The sequence below is a fragment of the Microbulbifer variabilis genome (assembly GCF_052467165.1).
The window spans coordinates 4,342,044-4,357,906 of record NZ_CP174301.1 but is presented as its reverse complement, the minus strand read 5'-3'; the positions used below and the strand labels follow the sequence as shown (position 1 = coordinate 4,357,906).

General features: G+C 51.8%; 12 protein-coding genes. All 12 read left to right on the top strand.

The genetic code is table 11. The annotated features are described in order from the left end of the window. Window position 1: 1 nt before the first annotated feature. The 12 genes from ACJJIP_RS19385 (at window position 2) to tssC (ending at window position 15,855) form a co-directional block, all read left to right on the top strand. Window positions 2–1,498 (top strand): type VI secretion system contractile sheath domain-containing protein, encoded by a 1,497-nt coding sequence (locus tag ACJJIP_RS19385; RefSeq protein WP_444902341.1) that lies wholly within the window; start codon window positions 2–4, stop codon window positions 1,496–1,498. Window positions 1,499–1,641: 143 nt separating this feature from the next. Next, window positions 1,642–3,402, top strand: a complete 1,761-nt coding sequence (gene tagH, locus ACJJIP_RS19380; RefSeq protein WP_444945819.1) for a type VI secretion system-associated FHA domain protein TagH — start codon at window positions 1,642–1,644, stop codon at window positions 3,400–3,402. 28 nt (window positions 3,403–3,430) lie between these two features. Then, the gene (gene tssJ, locus ACJJIP_RS19375) at window positions 3,431–4,048 is read left to right on the top strand and encodes a type VI secretion system lipoprotein TssJ (RefSeq protein WP_245556697.1); all 618 of its coding nucleotides are present in this window, start codon (window positions 3,431–3,433) and stop codon (window positions 4,046–4,048) included. A 74-nt stretch (window positions 4,049–4,122) separates the two neighbouring features. Further along, window positions 4,123–5,460 carry a type VI secretion system baseplate subunit TssK gene (gene tssK, locus ACJJIP_RS19370; protein ID WP_282951870.1) on the top strand — a complete coding sequence of 446 codons (1,338 nt, stop codon included), beginning with the start codon at window positions 4,123–4,125 and terminating at the stop codon, window positions 5,458–5,460. 1 nt (window position 5,461) lies between these two features. Next, the gene (gene icmH, locus ACJJIP_RS19365; RefSeq protein WP_282951869.1) at window positions 5,462–6,331 is read left to right on the top strand and encodes a type IVB secretion system protein IcmH/DotU; all 870 of its coding nucleotides are present in this window, start codon (window positions 5,462–5,464) and stop codon (window positions 6,329–6,331) included. A 54-nt stretch (window positions 6,332–6,385) separates the two neighbouring features. Next, window positions 6,386–9,925 carry a type VI secretion system membrane subunit TssM gene (tssM, locus tag ACJJIP_RS19360; protein ID WP_444945818.1) on the top strand — a complete coding sequence of 1,180 codons (3,540 nt, stop codon included), beginning with the start codon at window positions 6,386–6,388 and terminating at the stop codon, window positions 9,923–9,925. Window positions 9,926–9,941: 16 nt separating this feature from the next. After that, window positions 9,942–10,619 carry a type VI secretion system-associated protein TagF gene (gene tagF / locus ACJJIP_RS19355; RefSeq protein WP_282951867.1) on the top strand — a complete coding sequence of 226 codons (678 nt, stop codon included), beginning with the start codon at window positions 9,942–9,944 and terminating at the stop codon, window positions 10,617–10,619. A 29-nt stretch (window positions 10,620–10,648) separates the two neighbouring features. Then, the gene (locus ACJJIP_RS19350; protein WP_026305104.1) at window positions 10,649–11,362 is read left to right on the top strand and encodes a SapC family protein; all 714 of its coding nucleotides are present in this window, start codon (window positions 10,649–10,651) and stop codon (window positions 11,360–11,362) included. A 167-nt stretch (window positions 11,363–11,529) separates the two neighbouring features. Beyond that, window positions 11,530–12,312: a hypothetical protein gene (locus tag ACJJIP_RS19345; protein ID WP_444945817.1), complete on the top strand. Its 783-nt coding sequence runs from the start codon at window positions 11,530–11,532 to the stop codon at window positions 12,310–12,312. A 187-nt stretch (window positions 12,313–12,499) separates the two neighbouring features. After that, entirely contained in the window at window positions 12,500–13,804 is a 1,305-nt protein-coding gene (tssA, locus tag ACJJIP_RS19340; RefSeq protein ID WP_353375729.1) for a type VI secretion system protein TssA, read from the top strand. A 45-nt stretch (window positions 13,805–13,849) separates the two neighbouring features. Then, entirely contained in the window at window positions 13,850–14,371 is a 522-nt protein-coding gene (gene tssB / locus ACJJIP_RS19335; RefSeq protein WP_020413601.1) for a type VI secretion system contractile sheath small subunit, read from the top strand. Then, entirely contained in the window at window positions 14,368–15,855 is a 1,488-nt protein-coding gene (tssC, locus tag ACJJIP_RS19330; RefSeq protein ID WP_020413600.1) for a type VI secretion system contractile sheath large subunit, read from the top strand. The genes tssB and tssC overlap by 4 nt, the downstream gene beginning before the upstream one ends. Window positions 15,856–15,863 lie beyond the last annotated feature (8 nt).

Below are 15,863 nucleotides of genomic sequence, written 5' to 3'. Positions count from 1 at the left end.
AGTGAGTAGAGCCACCATAGCGACGGGATTTGAAATTCCCGGCGACAATAAAAAAGGAAGAAATATGGATTTGGGCACTGATAATCTGAAGGTCGCAATTATCGGCGATTTTAGTGGGCGAGCCAGCCGTCGCCAGTGTGAGCCGGATACTATTGCCGAGCGCCGTGTTTACTTGTTAAACCGTGACACTTTTGAAGGCGTATTCGCCGACCTGGGGGTGAGCCTACAGCTGCCGGTTATGGAGAAACCACTGTTTCTTCCCTGTTTTGATGACTTGCACCCGGACTACCTGTACAGCCGCCTGCCGCTATTCAAAAAATTTATTGAGCTGGAGCAGCGCCTGCGCGACCCAGTGCAATTCCAGCAGGCCGCAGAGGAAATTCAGCAGTGGAAGCCCGAATTACGTGAGCCTTCTACTGAGGCTACCTCCTATTCTGCTGATCAATCCTTTCTTGATGAAATTCTTGCAGCGGGTCGCGAGCGCCATGCCAGAGAGAATGGCAATAGCCTCGAAGTGGACCAGTTGATTAAGGATATCGTTGCGCCCTATGTGCAGAAGAGTGCCGACCCTCGCCAGGGTGAATACCTTGATGCACTTACTGAAGCTACTTCGGATGTGATGCGCAAGTTGATGCATCACAGTGATTTTCGCCAGCTGGAGGCAAGCTGGCTCAGCCTGCAGTTTTTACTCAGGCGTTTAGAAGAACATCCCAATTTACAGCTGTACCTTATCGACATTAGTAAAGAGGAGTTGCTTGCCGACTTTGCCAGTGCGGAGAGTGACCTGGAAAATTCACAGGTCTTCAAATTGCTGGTCGAAAGGGAGACCGTATCAGGTAGTCGCCCATACAATTTGGTTCTAGGTGATTTTTATATCACTGATGAGGAGCGGGACCTGCATCTGCTGATCGACCTTTCAACGATCGCTGAAGCGGCTGGCAGTGCTTTGTTGTTAGGTGGTGATACCAAATTGGCGGGCTGTCCCAATCTGGCAGGGTCCGTTGACCCCGATGATTGGTATTACCCCTTGAGTGAACGTTTTGCAGAGAGCTGGCAAGCCGTGCGGGAGTACTCCGGGAGTGAGTATGTGGCGTTGGCGGCCCCCCGGTTTATGTTGCGTCTGCCTTTTGGCAGCGAAACATCTACTACTGAGCACTTTGATTTCGAGGAGTTGACTCCCGAGCAAGGGCACCAGTATTACCTGTGGGGTAACAGCGTTTATCTGCTGGCTTTGGCTATATGCCAAGGGTTCTCCGCAAGTGGCAGACTTCGTGCGCCGTCATCGGCCACTTATGAAAGCCTGCCGTTGCATTTGCGCAAACTACCCCAGGGACAGTGGATTACGCCCTGTGCCGAGGCTTTGCTTACCGATCGCGGAGCGACAAGATTTATGCAAGCGGGGCTCAGTACCATGCGCTCTGTACAGGGACGGGACCAGATTATTCTGCCCCGATTAAGTTCCCTTGCCGGTGGGGCCCTGAAAGGCCCCTGGGACTAAAAGAAATGAACTGGATTGTCTTTGGCAGCCCGGATTAATTGACATGACTGGCAGATTTTTCCCGATCATTTTGCGTGACTTGGCGGCTTCCGGAAGCCGCTTGTGTTATTGCAAAGTCTATTAACAGCGTGAGTCAGGAAGACATGGATCTAATTCTCTCGGTATTGGCGGATCCCGCAGGGGCCAATATGCTCAAGCATACAAAACTGTTCACGAAAGAGGGGGGCAGTTTAGGTCGCTCTGCAGATAACTACTGGGTGTTACCTGATCCCGATCGCGTCGTCTCTTCCAAGCACGCACAGATCTCTTTCAGTGAGAATCAGTTTTTCCTGATAGATACCAGTACTAATGGCACCTATCACAATGATGGTGACAGCCCCTTAGGCAAGGGCAATAAAATAGCGCTTAAAGAGGGGGATATTGTTAATGTGGGAGAGTATCGACTCAAAGTGACGCTGCGAAAACCGCAGGCGCAAAGTGACTTGCCCAAGGGGCTGGACAGCGCAGATTTTCTCGATACTTCGGATCGCACAACTTTTAATGCCAGTGCCATGGCAAAGATGCAGAGCCAGGCAGAGGCTAAGCAGTTAGATAACTGGCTGGAACCTGGCGCTGGCAGCAATAGTGATATCTCTCAGACCGGTGAGTGGGGTTATGTTACTTCAGGCAGCCAGAGTGCGCCTTCAGGAGATAGCCTTCTCGGTGCGGATTCTGGGCCCCTGGATCCACTTTCTGCTTTTGACAAGCCACAGGCTTTTGCTGGCACAGAGGCTCCCGGCCTGGGATCACTGCCCGGATCCACCGGCCAGAATGATTCGAGCCAGTGGTCGGACGATGAATGGTGGAAAGATGGTAGTGATCAGGACCATGTACCAGCGGATCGTCATGCAGTACATATCGCTCCAGAGCCACAGCCTGTGGAGCCAATGCCTCCCGTACAGCCGCAGGTAACACCACCACAACAGTTCCAGGCTCCCCCTGTGCAGCCTCAGTTGGCGCAACCGCAAGCGCCAATGGCTCAACCGCAGACACCTGTCACGCCTCCTCAACCCCAGGTGCCTCCGGCCCAGGTCCAACCGCAGGTAGCTCCGCAAACTCCACAAGATAACCCGTTCGCCGATTCCTTTGCGGCGATACAGGGGCAGCAGGTTGAAGGTGCTCCAGGTTTTGATACGTCTCAGGGGCTGGCGAGCGGCCCGGCCAATTTTGCCGCGCAGGGGCAGAGTTTTTCCCAGCTACAGCAGCCGCAAGCTCAACCACAGGTGCCCGAACCGCAGCCCGAACCGCAGCCCGAACCACAACCACAAGCGGTGGCACCACCATCCGTCCCTAGTGCTGGTGTGTTGGCCTCGACCCTGGGCCTGAATATAAACCCAGCCCAACATCAGTTGGCTGATCAGCAGGCGGCGGAGATTGTACGCGAGACCGTTGCGCGCCTGATTGACCTGCTGCGTGCGCGTACCAGCATTAAAAATGAGTTGCGTGTACAGCGCACCATGATACAGACCGAGGCCAATAACCCGCTTAAATTCAGTGCTACAGAGCGCGATGCCCTCGAAGCGATGTTTGCCGGCAATGGGGCCTTTATGCAACCTAAAGAGGCTGTGCGCGATAGCTTCGATGATTTGTCGGATCATCAGGTGGCAGTGCTCGCCGGAATGCGTGCAGGTTACAGTGCGATGCTGAAATATTTCAGCCCTGACAATATCGAGCGTCGCCTGGGAAACACCTCGGGGATGTTTGGCAATAAAAATGCAAAAAAGTGGGAAGGTTTCAGTGCGATGTATCGCGACCTGGTTGGCGATCCCGATGCCTGTTATCGCAAGTTATTTGGCGATGAATTTGCAGTGACTTATGAAAATCAACTGTCTGAGCTGAAAAATGCCAGACAATTGAAAAATTAATTAATTGATCGAAAAGAGGGAGTTGGTCGTGTCGATAAGAAAATTATTGCATTTTACTTTGCTGGGAATATTAGTGATTACCCTGACGGCTTGCCAGACCACCAGGCGTACCCTGAATCTGGAGACCAGTGTGGAGTTGTCGGTAAATATCCGCGAGGACGTCAATCCCGATGATGATGGGCGGGCTTCGCCAGTTGTGGTGCGGGTATTTATGCTGGCGGATGACCGTCAGTTTGCCCGCGAGGATTTTCTGAACCTATATGAAAATGCACAGTCGCGGCTGGGCAAGGATTTGTTGGATACCGTAATCCTGAAAGAGTTTGCACCCGGAGAGCAGCGTATAGAAGAATTGCAGCTGACTCCAGATGTAAAATATATCGGCCTTCTGGCTGAATTTGTGCAGTATCAAAAGGCCGACGCTCTGCTGGTCTTGCCTATTACGGATCACAAGAAAAATGAGTACCGCGTAGCCCTGGCCGATACCCGTATCGGTACGCCAGATGATATTAATAAGCGCCGTCGCGGAATTGTTTCTCCTTTGTCTCGTCAGGATTCCGGAAAGCGCCAGAGCGATACTGTGACTATTTCCAGCGAAGATTATGAGGCGATGCAAAAACGCCTGCAGGAAATGGAAAAATCTAAATAGATCGGTAAACCTTTCTGATCAGCCCCTTTTATTGAGCCCCTCCTGAAGCGAGATGGGCCCTGCAAGGAAGACTTATGTCGGCAAACAACAAGGTGATCTGGAGCGAGGGTATGTTTTTACGCCCTCAGCATTTTCAACAGCAGGATCGCTATCTTGAACAGTTGGTTGAGGCGCGCACGGCCTCGCTGGGGCCCTATACCTGGGGTGTGATTGAGCTGGGCATCGACAGTGAGCCGCTGTCTATGGGTAAAATTTCCGTGTCCCGCGTACGCGCTATCTTTCCTGATGGTACCCCGATATTGGCACCGGAAAACGAGCACCTGCCTGACGTTTTGGATGTACCGATCAATACGCGCGATGAAGTGGTTTACCTCTGTGTGCCGATGAAACGGCCGGGTAGCCAGGAATCCATACGGGATCAGGAAGATTTTCCCCAGGCGCGCTATCAAACGGCCAATTTCGACGCGCGTAACAGCGCCGCTGCTTCTGGTGAGTCTGCCCGCATCCAGGTGGGTAAGTTGCGTGTGTGTCTCAAGCTGGAAAGTGATGACCTGAGCGGCTATGCCGCGATCGGTATTGCGCGTATACGTGAGCGCCAGCCAGAGAAGCCGGTGGAATTGGATGCGGACTATATTCCACCGCTTTTAAATACAGAAACCTCGGCGGTAATTAAAGCCTATATCGAGGAGGTTAAGGGGCTACTCGATCATCGTGGTTCGGCTCTCGGGCACCGCCTCAGTGATAGTGGCAGAAGCGGCTCTGCGGAGATCGCCGATTACCTTTTACTGCAAGTGATTAACCGTTTCGAGCCACTACTGAAACAGATTACTGCCCAGCCGCGCTTGCATCCGCACTGTCTGTTTGTGGAACTTCTCCAGCTGGCTGGTGAGCTATCGACTTTCACTTCATCGACCAAACGCCCGCCGGATATTCCCAGTTATGCGCATGAAAACCTGCAACTTAGCTTTGCCGGGCTGTTTTCGGCTCTTCGCCAGTCGCTCTCTACCGTGCTGGAGCAGACAGCCATTCCCATGGAGCTGGTGCAGAGAAAATTTGGTATTTATGTCGCGCCAGTTACCGATCCCTCACTACTAAAGGGCGCCAGCTTTGTGATGGCCGCGAAAGCGGATATGCCTGGTGACCTGCTGCGCAGCCGTTTCCCCACCCAGTCCAAAGTGGCACCGGTAGAAGCTATTCGCGAATTGATTTCTGCGCAGTTACCCGGCTTGAAATTGCGCCCACTGCCTGTGGCGCCACGGCAAATTCCCTATCATGCCGGGTTTACTTATTTTGAGTTGGAGCGCAGCGGTGAGCTGTGGCAGGCGATGTTACGGTCTGGCGGTTTTGCCGTGCATCTCGGAGCGGAGTTCCCCGGGCTGACCATGGAGCTCTGGGCGATAAGGAATAACTGATATGAGCAATGAAAGCTTTACTCCACCGCCGACACCCAATGCGGGTGACAGAACCGTAATGATTCCAACTCCGGGTGCGGCAGCCCCGGCGCAGCCGGCAGCGCCGTCCCAGCAGCCATTTTTTGCCAGCCCTGGTGGCAGTGTGGATATGCAGATCCGCAACAGCTTAAACCCGCTGGTTTCTGCCGCCTCCAAATTGCTCGGTGTGATCATCAAGCTGCGCACAACCATGAATCATTCCAATGTGCCGGATTTACACAAGCGCTTGACCAAGGAAATCCAGGCGTTTGAACGAGAGGCCAAACAGTTGGCTCTGGCTCCGGAGTCGGTTCTCACTGCGCGCTACCTGCTGTGTACTGTAGTAGATGAAGTGGTGCTTACTACTCCCTGGGGAACCGCCAGTGGCTGGAGCCAGCACTCGTTATTAAGTCTGTTCCATAAAGAGACTTTTGGTGGAGAAAAATGCTTTGCTATTTTGCAGCGCATGCTCGAAACGCCGGCCTCCCATCTGGAACTGCTGGAGCTTTTCTACTTGTGCCTAAGCCTCGGCTTCCAGGGCAAGTACCGATTGGTGCAGCGCGGCCACGAACAGATCGAACAGATACGCGATGAACTGTACCGAACGATTGAGCAACACAAGCCGGCTATGGACCGGGACCTGTCCCCCCGCTGGCAGGGCTGTGTCGAGCGCAAATCAGGCCTGATTCACTACGTGCCCTTATGGGTCGTTATGAGTGTTGCCTTGGGCCTGTTGGTCGCCACTTATAGCGGCTATCGCTGGTGGCTATACGAAACGACGACGCCAGTGGCTGATCGCGTTGTAGATCTCACAGGCAGTGACAGCGAAGCCCCGCAAGGGGAAGAAGGGTAACACTCGGACTGAACCGATCCGGCGCGGCAAAGCCCCGGGGAGATGGAGCTATTCATGAAACGCTTGCGCGACTTTTTTACCAATAAATGGGTGCTAGGACTGATCGGACTGTCAGCACTCTCTGTGCTCATTTGGTTTGGGGCGGATTACATCAAATTTGGCAGTGAAAACGCCACTCTTTCGCCAACTATTCGTATCACAATAATCGTATTTATTTTCGCCCTCTGGCTGGTGTGGAACTTGAGCCAGTGGTTGGTGGAGCGCCGCCAGAATCAGGCATTAATTAAGGGCATTGAAGAGTCTCAGGAGGCAGCACAGGATCCGGATGAGGAGCACTCCCGCGAGGAACTGGATGCACTGTCGGGGCGTTTCCGTGAAGCTATGGAAGTGTTGCGCAACGCCCGCTTCAAGTCAGACAAAGGTAAGATATCTCTATATCAGTTGCCCTGGTACATCATTATTGGTCCGCCTGGATGTGGTAAAACCACGGCTCTGGTGAATTCCGGCTTGGAGTTCCCCCTTGCGCAAAGTCACGGGAAAGAGGCTTTGGGTGGGGTTGGCGGTACGCGCAACTGCGATTGGTGGTTTACCAATGATGCGGTGCTGATAGATACCGCAGGCCGCTATACCACTCAAGATAGTCATAGGGTATATGACAACAGTGCTTGGAAGGCTTTCCTGGGGTTATTGAAGCGCTATCGTCGCCGCCGCCCGATCAACGGCGCCATGGTTGCTATCAGTTTGCAGGATTTGATGGTGCAAACTGAGGAGCAGCGCCAGCATCAGGCAAAAACAATTCGCCAACGCGTAAATGAACTGCAGCAGGAATTGGGCATTCGCTTTCCTATCTATCTCACCTTCACCAAGTGTGACCTGGTGGCGGGCTTTAGTGAGTTCTTTGATAACCTGTCCCAAGCTGAGCGTGAGCAGGTTTGGGGCGTGAGTTTCCCACGCGAAACCAATGCTACGATCGGTGCGCCTTTGGATAACTTCAAGGCGGAATTCAACCAATTGATAGAGCGCCTGAATCAGCGCGTTTTGTGGCGAGTGCACCAGGAGCGCAATGTAGAGAAGCGCGCTTTATTGCAGGGTTTCCCTGCTCGAATGGAAAATCTCGCAGATATTCTGGCCGACTTTATCAAGCAATCCTTCGAGCCAAACCGCTACGAAACTGTGCCAATGGTAAGGGGCATTTACTTTACCAGTGGTACCCAAGAGGGTAGCCCGGTAGACAGAATGATGGCTTCGGTCACCGCAGACTTTGGTCTTGAGCGCAGTGTTGCGCACAAATTCCAAGGGGCGGGGAAGAGCTTTTTCCTACACCGCTTACTCAAGGATGTTATTTTTCCAGAGGCGGAGCTGGTTGGCGTTAACCGCAGGGTAGAAACAGCCAATCAGTGGCTGCGCAGAGGGGTGTATGCCACGCTGGCGGCGGTATTCGTGGGCTCGATTTTCCTTTGGAGTGGCAGTCTTGCGTCAAATAAGCTGTCTATGGGGGAGGTTAATGACAGCCTGGCTGCCTATCAACAGGCTGAGGATGAGCTCAAGGGTAAACGGCCCACGCCAGCAAATACCTTGAAAATGCTTGAACCCCTGCGCCGGGCAACCTCAGTGTACGATCGCGAGGAGCACCCCTGGATATCTAACCTGGGTTTGTATGACAAACGCATCGACCAGGCGGTAGACCAGCTCTACCGTCATAAATTGGAAACTGTTTTCCTGCCGGCATTGTTGCGCGATATTGAGAGTAACCTCAGCCGCTTGGGCAGTGATGACCCGGCTCTGGTCAGTACGCTGAAAACTTACTTGATGTTCTTTAACCCGGACAAGCTCGATATTGCCAGTGTTGAGGGTTACTACAATTCACGCTGGGAGCGACAGTTGCCGGGGGAGGCCGGTGAGCAGGAGAATTTGCGCTATCACCTCGACCAGTTGTTAGCCCAAGCGATCCCCGCAAGTGTCCAGCAGAATGATCGCGTAGTGGCGCGTGCGCGCCAGCAGCTGCGACGTATCCCGGTACCGCAGCGTCTTTTCGCCCAGCTACAAAATAGCGATCTGGGTCAGACCTCGGTAGATCTTTATCAGGAGATTGGAGGTGATACCCAGCAGGTTTTTGGTGTAGCAGCTAATGATCCACGATTCAGTATCCCCTTCTTGTATACCAAAGCCGGATACAAGGAAATGGACTTCGGGGCCGATTCCCAGCTGATGACAAACATGGCCGAGGAGCGCTGGATTTATGGTGGCGATCTCACTGGTGAGGACTTTACCGAGGCAGATCGCGCGAAACTTGGCGAGGATGTGAAGCGTATTTATTTGAGTGAATATCTGCAACAGTGGCAGTCTTTCCTCGGCGGTTTCAGTATCCGGAGATTTAACAGTACCTCCCAGGCTCTGGAGGTTCTCTCGACATTATCTGATCCCATCTATTCACCACTACTGGCCGTGACAGAAATCACCGCGGATAACACTCGTCTGACCCCTCGCCCTGAACTGCCCGTAGATGCTAAAGGCGTGCCGCTGCCGGTATCCAGCACTACTCGCAGGCTCGGGGGCGCTGCGCTGGATAGTGCTGCAGGTGCCCTTAAGGATCACTACAAGCCCAATATTGTCGATGTGCGTTTTGAAGAGGTGCAGCGCATTACCCAAAGTGAAAAGGGCAGGCCGGCGAGGATTCAGGAGTACCTTGTCACCATCAACAAGATTCAGGAGTACCTGACTGAGATTGATAGTGCACCCGATTCCAATGAGGCCGCTTTTGCTAGCGCCAAGAGTCGTTTTGCAGGGGGCGGTGACGCTATCAAGCAGCTGAGGGTTAAAGCGGCCAATGCGCCAGCTCCCTTTGATAGGTGGCTAACAGATATTGCTGACGGCACCTGGGCACTGGTGATGAGCAAGGCAAAAGGCCATCTCAACCGGGTGTGGCGGGAGCAGGTCTATTTCAGTTATGCCAATACCCTGGCCAACCGCTACCCACTGCGCAGTGACCGCGACCAGGAAGTACCGGTGATGGAATTTAATCAATACTTCAAACCGGGTGGCATTCAGCAGAAGTTTGTCGACGAATACCTGAAGCCATTTGTCGATACTAGAAACTGGAAAGTGAAATATGTGGAGGGACAAGGCATGAGTCTTTCCCAGGAGACTCTGTCACAGTTGCGACGTGCGGAAAAAATCCGCAAGACCTTCTTCGCTGCAGGAGCAAACGCATCCTATTCGTTTCGCATTGAGCCGACCAAGTTGGATTCCAGTGTGAGACTGTTTGAGCTGGAGCTGGGAGACCAACGGGTTCCTTATTCCCATGGGCCCAAGACCAGTAAGAAACTCACTTGGCGCGGTGGTGAGAGCAACAGGGCGCGGATTATTTTTGAAGACCTGAATGAAACTGTGCACCGCAAACATTTTGAAGGGGACTGGGCATGGTACCGTCTTCTCGCCAGTTCTGATGTGGAATCTGGCCGCAGTAATGCTGAGCGATTAGTGACCTTCTCAGAAGAAGGGCGTAAGGCACAGTTCAGGCTGATCGCCTCCAATGTAAACAATCCGTTTGATCGCAGCCTGCTGCGTGGGTACAGGTGTCCAGAGACCCTGTGAGCAGAGAGAGAGTAATTTGCAAAACTCTATAGGTATTTTTGGCAAGCTGCCGGGACATGGGGATTTTATCCAACGCCAGTTACCCGCCAGCTTTGTCAGTGTGTGGGATGAATGGCTACAGCGCGTTGTACATGGCTCCCGAGAGATTATGGGCAATGAGTGGCTGGATTATTATTTAACCAGCCCGGTCTGGCGCTTTGTGCATGCTAAGGGAGTGATTGATGAAAGCGCCTGGGCGGGGATCCTGGTTCCCAGTGTGGATAGCGTTGGCCGTTATTTTCCGCTAACGATCACGGCACCGTTGCCCGCAGCTACCGATGCATTTACCTTCATGGCGCATGAAAAAGACTGGTTTCAGGGACTCTCTGAACTGGCGATCGGCGCTCTGCAAAATATGCTGCATGTCGATCAGCTATCTGTGGCTTTTGCACCAGTTCCTACGGGGTTATATACGACGATTTTGCCCGGACCTCAATCAGACTTTTATGTATCCAGTGGTGATGCATCGGGTATTGAGAGCAGTTATGCGGGGCTGCTAGGACAGTTGTGTAAAAAGAGCTTTGCCAGCTACAGCTTGTGGTGGTGTGAAGGGTCACAACATCTGGCTCCGACCAGTCTGTTATGTCCGTCACTGCCGAGTCCTGAGTTCTACTGTTCCATGCTGGGTGCAAGGCAGCCGCAAGTGGCGATGTAAGAAGTGGAGGGAAATATCGCGTGGCACAAATGATTATATTGGACAAGAACAAACACCACAGGCACAGCGTTCTGGTGGGGGATATTTCTCATAGTGATAAGCGACATGTCTGTCCGGTTTACCCTGGTGAATTCCATACGGTAGCGCAGGACTGTCCAGTTGTGTTTGCCAAGTCCGATGACGGCCAGGCGCTGGAAAGCTGTGCCATGTTGGGAATCAAGCCTGGCAAGAATCTGTTTTGGCAGGAGGGGAAGTGGCAGGGCACTTATATACCGGCAGTATTGAGAGCCCATCCCTTCTACTTACATTATCAGGATGTGGACTCCAAAAGTGCGGTGATTTGTATTGATTCATCGGCATTGTCGGCGGAAGCTGGTGAGACAGCCCACAAACTTTTTGAGGAAAACGGCGAGCCAACTCAGCATTTAGCTGGGGCCAGGAATCTGTTGTACAAAATTCATCAGCAGAAGTTGCAGGGTAAAGAGTTTATCCGCTGTCTCACTGAGTTGGATCTGTTGCAGGAGCAGGTTGTATTAGTCGACCTGCCGGGTAATACAAAACACCACCTCACCGGGGTGTTTTGTGTATCAGAGAAGCGCCTGAATGAGCTGGATGAGCGGGATTTTTTAACTTTGCGAAAGCGTGGTTATTTAGCATATATCTATGCTCATATTTTCAGTTTGAAGCAATCAGTGAATTTGAGTGGCTTGTTTAAAAAATATCACGCTCGTTCACTACATTGATTTATCGGGTCATAAGTATGGAACTCAATTAATAATAGAGTGATTGAGTTGAGAAAATAATTGATCGATGGTCTCCCCTATGGGGGGTATCGCTTGTTGGCAGGACATGCGGAGTGTGTCCAGAGGTTGCCTACCTATCAATCGCTGCAGGAAGCTAGGGTTAGGGTATGTCTTACGTGGTGGTATTTACAGGGGAAATAAGGAAGCTTTATGAAAGGCGCCGGGCAATTGCGGCACTGGATAGTGATTTTGGATTTAGTTTCAGTCAAATAAAAGCCCTGATGGCCAGCTCCAGGTCACGATTAAAGAAAACTGATGATAGGGCGGAAGCCTGTCGATTTATGCACAAATTGTGGAACTCCGGTTGGCACTCTCAATTGTACTTGGACGTTGAGCTTTTGCACTGCACTAAAGCATCCAGTGAAAGTGGTGGATCGGAGTTGCCAGTAGTACTGGGTAAACTGCACAGTACAGATCCCGGAATTTCTGTGAGTGCGCCGCGCAGCTGGAGTTCATGCGATAACCTGAATCCTGGTGCGGTGATTCAGGCTGGAAATGTAGAGGCCAATCGCTATCTGATTGTTTTGGCGCAGAACCGTTCAGAGCTTCCTACTGAACTCACGCTTGCCGATTACGGTGAAGCGCAGATGAAGCAGTGCCTGGAGAAGGTTGCTGGCGGAGAGCGGTTGAGTGGCCCCGATCCGGTGGAACACTCATGGCAAACAGGACTTTTGTACGAGATGAGTGCGAATATTGGCCAGGATTCCGTGCAGTATCTGGTCGCTTTTTTTCAGAATTCGCAGAGTTTTTATACCTTGTTTTTGTGGACCGATTTGCAGAGCTTTACACAGAGCAAAGTAGAATTTATTCAGGTAGTGGCTACTTTCCAGTCATTACATCCTGATTCAGGTACCGCAGAAAATAAGGGCTCAGCTGTAATCACCGTGTAATGACCCCTGAAAAAATCCTAAATACTAAAAATTTAACAAAAATAATTTGCACAGCTTTGTGCTTCATGCACTTTTTTTAGGGTAATGTTGGCTCATCGTGTCATTTGCCTTGATTAGATCTTTACAACGTGTACTCTTCTCGAGATTCTTATTGAAGGAATTGTTTCGGTAGAAGGGACTTATTTTCATGGCATTCCCAAATACAATAAATATCGAAGAACTCATTGCTCCAATCACCTCGGACAGCCCCGTCGGAGAGGATATCCGAGAGGATCGCTCTCCAACCTCGGATTACTACTCCATCAAGGATGCGCGCAATAGCGCCCGGGCTGCTGAGCGCTCGGCTATGTTCGATGAAACAGATGCTGATCTTCTGGCGCCCTGGCGTGATGTAGCTAAATCTGCCGAAAAGATTCTTACCAAGAAAGGTAAGGATCTGGAGGTGGCCAGTTGGTATACCGAGGCACTTATCCGGCTGCATGGCTTTACTGGGCTGCGCGACGGTTTCCAATTGATAGACCAGCTTATAGAAGAATTTTGGGATGGCTTATTCCCGTTGCCGGATGAGGATGGCATTGAGACAAAAGTTGCCCCCCTGACAGGCCTCAACGGTGATGGTGGCGATGGTACTCTAATGATGCCGATCCGCAGTGCGCCGGTCACTCCCGAAGGAGACTACGGAGATTTCTCCTTCTTCCAGCACCAGCAGGCGCGAGATGCTGATCGCATTGCTGATGACGATGCTAAAGCCGCACGAATTGAAACTTTGGGTTATAGTTTTGAGGACGTCAATCAGTGTGTGAACAGTGCGAGTAATGAGTGGGCTCAGAACCTGATTGAGACAATAGAGTCCAGCATTGCTCACTACAAAAATATTAATGATGTGCTGCGTAAGAGTTGCGGCCATGATGCCCCTCCCTCGACCAATATTTCCTCTCTTTTGGATGAAGTGCTGCGCACAGCCAGATTTATTTATAAAACCCAGTTGGAATCGATAGCGGCTCAGGCTGAAGCAACAACGACCCAAGGTGATGAGTCAGCATCAGCTGAGGCTGTCTCAGATGATGCTGTCCCAAATGTTGCGGCCACATTGGTGGCCAATGCTATCGCGGTACCTACAGGGCCTGTGTCCTCGCGTGAGGATGCACTTCGCCTGTTAGAGCAGGCCGCCAAGTATTTCAGGACTTACGAGCCCCATACTCCGCTGGCACCAGGTCTGGAACGACTGATTGGCTGGGGGCGTATGACGGTTTCAGAATTGATGACAGAGTTGCTGCCGGATGAGCAGTCCCGAGCACTCTATTCCCAGCTCACAGGAGTGCGCCTGGATGGCACCGATACTCAGCGCTACGTCGCGCCACCAGTATCGAGCAGCACCCCTTCGTCTGCACCGGCTGCATCTGAGCCTGCGCCTGCCACTTCTGAGCCAGCGCCTGCTTCCGATGATGCTTGGGGCAGTCAACCACAAGAAGAAGCCAGCACAGGTTGGTAGTTAATTGAGAACAGCAGTCCCTAAATCTAGGAAAGGAGACCTGAGATGTCTGAAAGCATCCACAATAAACTAAAGCGTGTGCGCAAGCCGCGTGTACATATTACTTATGATGTTGAAACTAATGGCGCAGAAGTCAAAAAGGAGCTTCCTTTCGTGGCGGGCGTTATGGGCGATTATTCAGGTGATAACACTGAAAATCGCAAGGCGTTGAAAGATCGTAAATTCGTTCAAATCGATCGTGACAATTTCAACGATGTAATGACCAAGGTAAACCCGAAGTTGAACCTACAGGTGGAGAACACCCTGTCAGGTGACGGCAGTAAAATGGCCGTGGATCTCGATTTCAGACAAATGGACGACTTCTCCCCAGAGCAGATTGTGGATCAGGTTGAGCCGCTCAAGCAGCTTTTGGAGGCGCGCAGTAAATTGCGTGACCTTTTGAGCAAGGCTGACCGTTCAGAAGAGCTGGAGAAAGTTCTGGAAGATATTCTGAAGAGCACGGAAAACGTAGGCGCTATTTCCGAGCAGCTGGGCCTGAACAAGGATAAAGGAGAGGACTCAGAATGAGCACAGAAGTAGAAAATGTAGCGGAAAGCGAAGCTGAGGAACAATCTTCCAGCCTGTTGGACCAGGCGATTGCCGCAACTAAGCAAACTGAGCCTCAAGAAGCGCAAGACCTGATTGCAAACCTCACTGAACAGGTCCTAAAAGGTACCGTTACCTGGGATCGCAACCTGACTCAGACCATTAAAACTGCGGTTAGCGCGATTGACCAGGCTATGTCCAAGCAGCTGTCCGCAATCCTGCACGATGAAAAATTCCAAAAGCTGGAAGGCTCCTGGCGTGGGCTCAACCACTTGGTGATGAACTCTGAAACCGGGGCGACAATGAAGATCCGCATGCTCAATCTGAGCAAGCGTGAACTGTTCCGTGACCTGGACAAAGCTGTTGAGTTTGACCAGAGCCAGACCTTTAAGAAAATCTATGAAGAAGAGTTTGGCACCGCTGGTGGTGAGCCTTATGGCTGCATGATTGGTGATTTCGAATTTACCAGCCACCCAGAAGATATCGAGCTGCTGAGCAAGATGTCGAATGTTGCTGCAGCGGGCTTCTGTCCGTTTATTTCCGCTGCCGGCGCCGGTATGTTTGGTTTTGATGATTACACTGAGCTGTCCAAGCCCCGCGATCTCGGCGGTATTTTTGAGTCAGCTGAATACATTAAGTGGCGTAGCTTCCGCGACAGTGATGATTCCCGTTTCGTGACTTTGGTGATGCCGCGCACCCTGGCTCGTACCCCTTATGGCGCCAATACCAAGCCCATCGAAGCTTTTGATTTTGAGGAGTTTGAAGTTGATGAGTCCGGTGTTTCCCGTCCGGCTGAGCACGACCAGTACTGCTGGATGAATGCTTCTTATGTTATGGGTACCACCATGACCAAAGCTTTCGCTGAAAACTCCTGGTGTACTGCAATTCGCGGTGCAGAGGGTGGTGGTAAGGTGGAAGGTCTGCCCTCACACGTGTTTAAAAGTGATGACGGCGATCTTGACCAGAAATGCCCTACTGAAATCGGTATTACCGACCGCCGTGAAGCGGAACTCAGTGCTCAGGGCTTCCTGCCGCTGTGCCATTATAAAAATACTGACTATTCCGTATTTTTCGGTTCCCAGAGCGCACAGAAAGCCAAGACTTATGATGACCCGGATGCAACTGCAAACGCAGCTATTTCCGCGCGTTTACCTTATCTGATGGCCACTTCTCGTATCGCCCATTACCTGAAAGTAATGGCTCGGGACAAGGTGGGTTCTTTCATGGAAGCCAGTGACTGTGAGCGCTGGTTGAACAAGTGGATTTCCCAATACACCAACTCAAATCCGGATGCGAGCCCGGAAATGAAAGCGAAGTACCCGCTCTCTGAGGCCCGTGTGGAAGTGAAGGAAATTCCAGGACAGCCTGGCTGTTACAGTGCGGTTGCTTATTTGAAGCCTTGGCTGCAGATGGAAGAGCTGACTACATCCATGCGTATGGTGGCGAATATCCCGTCCGCTGGATAATGCCACAG